This is a genomic window from Clostridioides sp. GD02367, from assembly GCF_045900275.1.
Taxonomy (GTDB): Bacteria; Bacillota; Clostridia; order Peptostreptococcales; family Peptostreptococcaceae; genus Clostridioides; species Clostridioides difficile_A.
This window is the reverse complement of the sequence record NZ_JBJODK010000013.1, coordinates 120,972-128,862: the sequence shown is the minus strand read 5'-3', so window position 1 is coordinate 128,862 and position 7,891 is coordinate 120,972. Positions and strand designations below refer to the sequence as shown.

Below are 7,891 nucleotides of genomic sequence, written 5' to 3'. Positions count from 1 at the left end.
AACTCTGTAAATAATATAACTATTGAGCTTGGTACTGTTGCTGGTGGTAAAATGTTAGATAAAACTGTTACATTCACAAAAGGCAACACTAAACCAAAATTAAATATATCCTCTTATAATTCAACTACTGCAATATTTACAGCAATAGACACAGATAATAATTTAAGTAAAATAGAGTGGTTCATTGATGATGTATTAAAAGATACATTTACTACAGATTTAACAGCAGAAAAAACAATAAACTATGAACTTACAGACAATGCAATACACACACTTAAAATAGTAGCTACAGATGCAGAAAATGCAATTGTTGAGAAGGCTTTGAGTATAAGTAAAGAAATAATGCCACTTCAATCTGATGCAACTTTACAAGATATATCATCTAAATTAGTAGAGATTGGAGAAGGGTTTAGAAATGGGAAAACAAGTATTATAAATACTTTAGCATTAAAGAATATAGAAGCAAGTTTAAATAATACATTAGTGGAGTTATCGGAGAAAATAAAGACTTCTTTTGACAGTACAGACGCTAGTGTGCAGGAGTTACAAAATAGGATAACAGAATTGAATAATCAGCTTAGTCAACGTAAAAAATGGGCTAGTGGTACTTATACTAATACAACAAAAATAATATTTAATGAAAATCCAGGTATAATTAACGTTCCAATTAATTTAGATTTTATTCCAAGTTTTATCATTGCTTTCTTTGATATATCTTTTTATAGAGATAGTTCTTCTGAATACACAACTGTTCATTCTTCTAATAACAAACAAGAAACTTTTTCTATACGAGGAAATGGAGAAACTTTTACAGGTGATTGCAAAACTATAATTAAAAATATATCTCAAAGTAAATTTGAAATTGAATTTTTTAGAGTTGATAGCAGGAGAGACGGTTATACAATAAAAGAACAAATTATAAATTGGTATGCTTATCAATAAAAATGAGGTGATAATATGAATAGAAATAATAGAATAATTTACGACCAAACGGGCAGAATATGGCTTCAAACCGGAGAAGCAACAGGAGATATACAAGAGTGGTCAAAAATAACTGAATTAAATTATATTGATATTGAACATGGAAGTATAGACTATAACAAACAGTATATAGAGTCAATAAATCCAGTTACAAAAGAACTAAATATAAAAGATATAGAAGTTATTTTGACAGATGAACAAAAGAGATTGAAAGCATTAGAAGAAGAACTAAGTATGTTAAAAGAAGAAAATAAAAATAGAGATAGTGAGATAGTAAGCACAGCATTTGAAGTAGTAAATATGAAATTAAATAACAATATCTAGGAGGAATTAATATGTATAACTTATTAAAATTAATGATAGAACAAAAGAACTATAGTACCAAAGAGGATTTACAACATAAAATGGATGTATTTTATGAAGTAAATAGGGTTACAGAAGAACAATATTTAGAGTTAACAAGTTTATTAAATAAAGAAGAAACACAAGTAGAACCAACAGTATAGAAGGTTCTTTTTTTATTCCTAAAAATATATAAATTCATTTACATTTTGCCTACACTTCATCTACACTTTGCAGACTTTTATGGCTTTGAAATTAGGTACAATAAAACCATAAATTAAGAAAGAGGTGGATTAAATGGCAACAGTTTATGAATTTAATTATACAGGAAGTGAACAAAGTGTAACATTAAAACCTGGAAAATATAAATTAGAGTGTTTTGGTGCTAGAGGGTTTGCGTTTTCTGGTACCCCTTCTTCTAAAGGTGGTTATACTTATGGTGAACTTACACTAAAAAAAGAAACTACATTATACATTTATGTTGGTGGAGTTGGTCTTGACCATCGTAAAGATGTTTTTGCATATAATGGTGGTGGGCTTTCTAGAGGTCAAGGTGGTGGTGGTGCTACTGATATTAGACTTGTTGGTGGTGAGTGGAATAATAAAGAAGGATTACTTTCTAGAATAATTGTTGCAGGTGGTGCAGGTGGAAGTTATTCTGATACTCCTGGTGGCTTAGGTGGTGGTTTTGAAGGTGGTAATGGAAGAGGTTCTTCTGAAGGTTATTTAAATTATTATACTCCAGGAGCTACACAATATGCTGGTGGTAGAGGTTATAAAGATTGTTTTAGTGGTGTTTTTGGTTGTGGTGCAGGAGCTGTGCTTGGATTAAGTGATAGTGATTACGCATATAATGGTGGTGGTGGTGGTTGGTTTGGTGGTGCAAGTAATGGTACTACTTCAAGCGGAAGTGGTGGAAGTGGTTATGCACTTACTAAAGATAGTTATAAACCAAAAGGATATACACCAACTTCTGAATACTGGTTAGAAAATACTGGCAGTGTCGCTGGAGGAAATACTACCAAAATAGAGGGCTATTGCAAAATAGAATTACTACAATCATTACCTTTTTTAACTGTATCTTCTTATAACTCCACACAAGCAACATTCAAAGCAGACCACACAGACCCTACACTATTAACTAAAATAGAATACTTTATAGATGATGTATTAAAAGAAACAATAACAACAGATTTAACATCAGAGAAAACAATTAACTATACATTAGAAGATAATGCACTACACACACTTAAAATAGTTGTTACAGACAGTGCAAATGCTATAGCAGAAAAAGTTGTAAGTATAAGTAAGAATATAATGCCATTAGAGGATGGTGCTAGTTTACAGGATATAGCAACTAAAGTTAGCGAAATGAAAGATGGTTTAAAAAGCGGAAAAAGAAGTATTGTAAATGTATTAGCATTAAAAGATATAGATGCAAGTTTGAACAATACATTTGTTGAATTATCTGAAAAGGTAAAAGATTATTTTGATAGTGCAGATTATTTTTTTCAAGAAGCTAACAAAGGAAAAGAATTGATTGCAACTGCTATTGGCTCTCCTGCCACATCAGAACAAACATTTCAAGAGTATGCGAACTATATTACAGGATTTAAGAATACTATAGTAAGCAAAGATAATACTATAAATAGTTTGCGAAATAGATATCAAAGTACAAGTGGATTTTTTATATATGATAAAGACCATTATCCAAATGGAATAGTTGTGGGCTTTAAGCCTGACATTGTTTCATATACTACCACAAATCTTGTAGGTGAAAAATATTATTGTATATACACTCCTCTGTTTTATTTCTTTTATAATGCAAGAACGAAAGAAACATGTTTTGATAGTACTGATAGTCACAGAGGCATAGATATAAAGGATAATTCATGGTTACCAAAAGGTCCAGTTAATGGCGGAGCAGGTTATGATTATATAGCAGTTAAGTATCGTTAATTGTCAAAGGCTTAGAGATTACTCTAAGTCTTATTTTAATATCAAAATTAGGAGGCTTACATGAATGAAGAACTTTTTGAATCAGATTTAAAAAGGCACGAAACAAGAATAAATAAGCATGGAGAAGAAATAGACGAATTAAAGATAGCAAATATAGAGTCTAAAGCAGAGTTAAAAGCATTGTGTGAGAATTTAAACTCACTTACAAGTATGCTTAAATGGCTAATTGGAACAATGATTACAACCCTTGTAGGGTTCTTTATATTTGCAATACAGAGAGGAATATTTTAATTAATTAGGAGGAAAATAAATGGATAATTTAATAAGTTTCATACCAGAGCAGTTACTAATTTTAGTTGCTGCTCTTTATGTTATAGGAGCAGGTTGTAAGAAATATAAACAATTAGATAACAAGTATATTCCAGTAGTGTTATTAGCACTTGGGATAGGTTTCTCAGTATGGATGTTAGGATTAAATGCTGATGCAGTCTTACAAGGTGTAATTTGCTGGGGTATATCAATAGGTATAAATCAAACTTACAAACAATTAAAGGAGGAAAATAAATAATGGTAGATATAATAAAGATGTTAACAAAGAAAAAGTGTTATCCAAACAAGAATAGCCCTAGGTTTATAGTAATTCATGAAACTGATAACGAGGACAAGGGAGCAGATGCTAAGAGACATGCACAAGCACTCAACAATGGTAACTTAGAAGCAAGTGTACATTACTATGTAGATGATAAAGTAATATATCAAACACTAGACCACAAAGACGGAGCTTGGGCAGTTGGTAAGAGTTATGGTACTGCACTAATCGCAGGAGTTACAAACTATAATAGTATAAATATAGAAATATGTGTAAATCGTGATGGAAATTATACAAAAGCAAGACAAAATGCAATAGACTTAACTAAAAAGTTAATGAAAGATTTAAATATTAGTGCAGATAAAGTGATTAGACACTATGATGCTAAGAAAAAATATTGTCCTCGTAAGATGCTTGATAATCCGAAATTGTGGGTAGATTTTAAAGATAAGATAAAAAATAGTGGGGGAGTGAGTAAGATGTATAAACATACAATAGTTTATGATGGAGAGGTTGACAAAATCCCTGCAACTGTAGTTGGTTGGGGTTATAATGATGGAAAAATATTAATATGTGATATAAAAGATTACGTACCAGGTCAGACAGAGAATTTATATGTTGTTGGTGGTGGAGCATGTGAAAAGATAAGTTCTATAACGAAAGAACACTATACTATGATAAAAGGTAATGATAGATTTGATACACTTTACAAGGCATTAGATTTTATTAATAGATAGATTAGAAGGTAATAACTAGAGATAGTTGATATTTTCTAATACCTCATTCATAATAAAAAAATAATTTATTATATAATAATATTAAAGTTTGTTTCTAAGGTTAATATTATGTGCTACAATTCAAGTGGGTAAATATTATTTGAATGAGGTGTAGGGGATGAAAACTTTAAGCAAAAAAGCAGTTATTTTATCACTTTCATTGGTAGTTGTATCACCTTTGGTACATAAGATAAATGCACAAGATATTGAGAAAAATATGGAATTTAGATATGAAGCAAGGAAAGTTAATAACTTAGAAAATATGACAATGGAAGAAGCCTTTCCAGATGAAAATTTTAGAAAAGTAATTTGCGATAAACTAAGTATTTTAGATGATGGAAATCCAATTGGAATTTCACAAAAAGCGATTATAGAATCTACAAAAGAGTTAACCTTAGGAAGCAAATCAATAAAAAATTTATCTGGAATTAATTATTTTATTGGGTTAGAAAACTTTAGTTGTAGAGGAAATAATTTAACGAGCCTAGATTTAAGTAGCAACATAAATTTAAAAGAATTATATTGTAACGAAAATCAACTAACAAGTCTAGATTTAAGTAATAATAAAGAGTTAATAACAGTACATTGTGGAGAAAATAATCTAACAAACTTAGTTATAGAAAATTCTAAATTAGAAGAATTGAACTGTAGAAAAAATAATTTGAAAAATTTAGATATAACTAAAGCAACTAATTTGACAACTCTTTTATGCTTTGAAAATGAATTAAGTAGTTTAAATTTATCTAAGAATCAGAATTTGAAAATTTTAAAATGTGAGCATAATAATTTAAATGATTTAGATATATCTACAAATTTAGAATTACAGGATTTAAACTGTTCATTTAATCAATTAGCAAATATAAATTTAGATAATAATAAAGAGCTTGTTAAGTTAACTTGTAACAACAATAAATTGCAAAATTTAAACTTAAAAAATCATGAAAAACTTGTAAAACTATATTGTAATCAAGAGCAATTAAGTAATTTAAATGTGGAAAATTGTATTAATTTAGAAGATTTAACTTGTAGTGGAAGTAATCTTAAGAATCTGGATATAAGTAGCAATAAGAATTTAAAATATCTAGAGTGTGCAGTAAACAAGTTAACAAGTTTGAATATAGAGAATAACATAGAACTTTTAGAATTATACTGTTATGACAATGAGATAAATACTTTAGATATAAGTAAAAATATTGACTTGGAGAATTTAACTTGTTATAAAAATAAATTAGATAGTTTAAATGCAAGTAAAAATAAAAATCTTAAATACTTATATTGTTCACAAAATGAATTAGTAAACTTGAATCTTTCTTATAATATGGAACTTCTTACATTAGACTGTCAAAAAAATCAATTAACAAAATTAGATATAAACAAAAATGGTAAGATAAGAAGTTTATATTGTTCAGAGAATAAATTAACCAGTTTAGATGTAAGTAACAATGTCCTTATGAGGAGTTTATATTGTTCACAAAATGAATTAACTAACTTGGATGTAACAAAAAATATAGAACTTGAGAGGTTGTACTGTGAGGAAAATAGATTAACTAGTTTAGATGTAAGCAAAAACACAAAATTAGAAGAGTTAGATTGGTCAAATCAAAAAAATCAACATCAGCAGGAGGTTCGTCAGTAGGTGGAGGTGGTTCATCATCCACAAATGAAGAGTCTTCTAAAACTAACACAACAACTTCTAATGTAAAACTAACTGGTTCAGATAGAAATGAAACATCAGTAAAAATAAGTCAAAAAGGATGGAATAAAGCTGATAATATAGTGCTAATAAATGACTCTAGTATATCTGATGACTTATCAGCAACACCATTTACTAAGTCTAAAGATGCACCAATACTACTTACAAAAAATAATAACTTAAATAAATTAACAGAAAAAGAAATAAATAGATTAGAAGCAAAAAATGTGTACATAGTAGGTGGTTTAAAGTCTGTTGATGAAAAAGTAGTGTCTGATTTAAAAGAAAAGGGCTTAAGTGTAATTAGAATATCTGGAAATGATAGATATGAAACATCAATAAAACTTGCAAAAGAATTAGACAAAAATTCTAATCTGTCAAAAGTAGTAGTGGTAGATGTAGAAAAGGGACTAGCTGATGCAGTAAGTATGGGAGCTATATCAGCCAAAGAGGAAATGCAAATTCTTCTTACTAATCAAAATGATGATATGAAAGATATAAAAGACTTAATAGCTAATAAAGACATATCAAAATCATATGTAATAGGTGGAGAATCTTTATTTAATAATAAAGAAGTGAGTAATACATTACCATCTGTAACTAAAATAGAAGGTTCTGATAGAACAGAAACTAACTCAAAAGTAATAAATCATTTTTATAGTAAAGATACACTTAATGACTTATATATAGCTAAGAATGGAATGAATAAACAAGATGATTTAGTAGATGCCTTATCAGTAGGAGTGCTTGCAGGAAAAACTGAATCTCCAGTAGTATTAGTTGGAAATGGATTAGAGAATAGCCAAAAAGAGTTAATCAAGAATAAAAAGTTTAAAAATATAACTCAAATTGGTGGGAATGGAAATGAGAAAGCATTTAATGAAGTAGAAAACTTAGTTAAATAGATTAGAAGGTAGCAACTAAAAGTAGTTGTTACCTTCTTTTTTTATACTTTTTTTCTCTAAGTTTTTTCTTTTTCATATCTTCCAATACATCTAATGCAGTAGTATAAAATTGTATATCATCTCGATAAGGTTTAGCTATACTTAAAGAAGTAAACTGTACATAGGCTAAAAAAATAAGAATACATATTAATTGAATGAGTAAATCTAAATTAGGACATTTAATTTTTAAGATATTAAATACTAAGTTAGATAAAAATGATTCTACAATATTAGATGAAAGATTGTATAATAATGAAAAAATTATTGCAATTAGAGCTATATACAATGCATTACCAGGATTATTATTTTTTTCTAATTGTCCTCGAATTCTAGTCTGCTCGATTTCTATCTTTCGAATGCTATCTACTGTTTCAATTTCATTATAATGATTATATATTTTTATATAATATTCATGGTATTTTTTTATATTTTCCTTATTTCCTTTAAAATGTTTTTTTAATTTTCTATTTTGATTCCAACTTATCAAATTCATAAAATCCCCCATAAATTCATATATAATATACTTTAATTTATAGCATATTTAAGAATTTATATCAGCAATTTGTCGAACGATTTTACAATTATAATATAAATAAATTAAATATCT

9 protein-coding genes and 1 pseudogene are annotated in these 7,891 nt (G+C 28.2%); 9 read left to right on the top strand and 1 reads right to left on the bottom strand.

Features of this window, described 5'->3' with window-relative positions:
* The 9 genes and pseudogenes from Q3223_RS15825 to Q3223_RS15785 all read left to right on the top strand — a co-directional run.
* Nucleotides 1-942, top strand: a pseudogene (locus Q3223_RS15825) (hypothetical protein); the annotation flags it as partial.
* Between the two features lie 15 nt (nt 943-957).
* Nucleotides 958-1,305: a hypothetical protein gene (locus Q3223_RS15820; protein WP_407812192.1), complete on the top strand. Its 348-nt coding sequence runs from the start codon at nt 958-960 to the stop codon at nt 1,303-1,305.
* Between the two features lie 11 nt (nt 1,306-1,316).
* Nucleotides 1,317-1,487 (top strand): hypothetical protein, encoded by a 171-nt coding sequence (locus Q3223_RS15815; protein WP_407812191.1) that lies wholly within the window; start codon nt 1,317-1,319, stop codon nt 1,485-1,487.
* Between the two features lie 133 nt (nt 1,488-1,620).
* Complete coding sequence (locus tag Q3223_RS15810) at nt 1,621-3,282, top strand: glycine rich domain-containing protein (protein ID WP_407812190.1); 1,662 nt, start codon at nt 1,621-1,623, stop codon at nt 3,280-3,282.
* Nucleotides 3,283-3,342: 60 nt separating this feature from the next.
* Nucleotides 3,343-3,573: a hemolysin XhlA family protein gene (locus tag Q3223_RS15805; RefSeq protein ID WP_169470561.1), complete on the top strand. Its 231-nt coding sequence runs from the start codon at nt 3,343-3,345 to the stop codon at nt 3,571-3,573.
* A gap of 19 nt (nt 3,574-3,592) precedes the next feature.
* A complete protein-coding gene (locus tag Q3223_RS15800) occupies nt 3,593-3,850 on the top strand; it encodes a phage holin family protein (protein ID WP_095904947.1) in 258 nt (85 codons plus the stop codon).
* Nucleotides 3,850-4,608, top strand: a complete 759-nt coding sequence (locus tag Q3223_RS15795; RefSeq protein WP_407812189.1) for an N-acetylmuramoyl-L-alanine amidase family protein — start codon at nt 3,850-3,852, stop codon at nt 4,606-4,608. Before Q3223_RS15800 ends, Q3223_RS15795 begins: the two co-directional genes overlap by 1 nt.
* A 157-nt stretch (nt 4,609-4,765) precedes the next feature.
* On the top strand, nt 4,766-6,283 hold the full coding sequence (locus tag Q3223_RS15790) for a hypothetical protein (RefSeq protein ID WP_407812188.1): 1,518 nt from the start codon (nt 4,766-4,768) through the stop codon (nt 6,281-6,283).
* On the top strand, nt 6,238-7,245 hold the full coding sequence (locus Q3223_RS15785; RefSeq protein WP_407812187.1) for a cell wall-binding repeat-containing protein: 1,008 nt from the start codon (nt 6,238-6,240) through the stop codon (nt 7,243-7,245). Before Q3223_RS15790 ends, Q3223_RS15785 begins: the two co-directional genes overlap by 46 nt.
* A 28-nt stretch (nt 7,246-7,273) precedes the next feature.
* On the opposite strand, the gene Q3223_RS15780 is transcribed toward Q3223_RS15785, so the two are convergent.
* Nucleotides 7,274-7,777: a hypothetical protein gene (locus Q3223_RS15780; protein ID WP_407812186.1), complete on the bottom strand. Its 504-nt coding sequence runs from the start codon at nt 7,775-7,777 to the stop codon at nt 7,274-7,276.
* Nucleotides 7,778-7,891 lie beyond the last annotated feature (114 nt).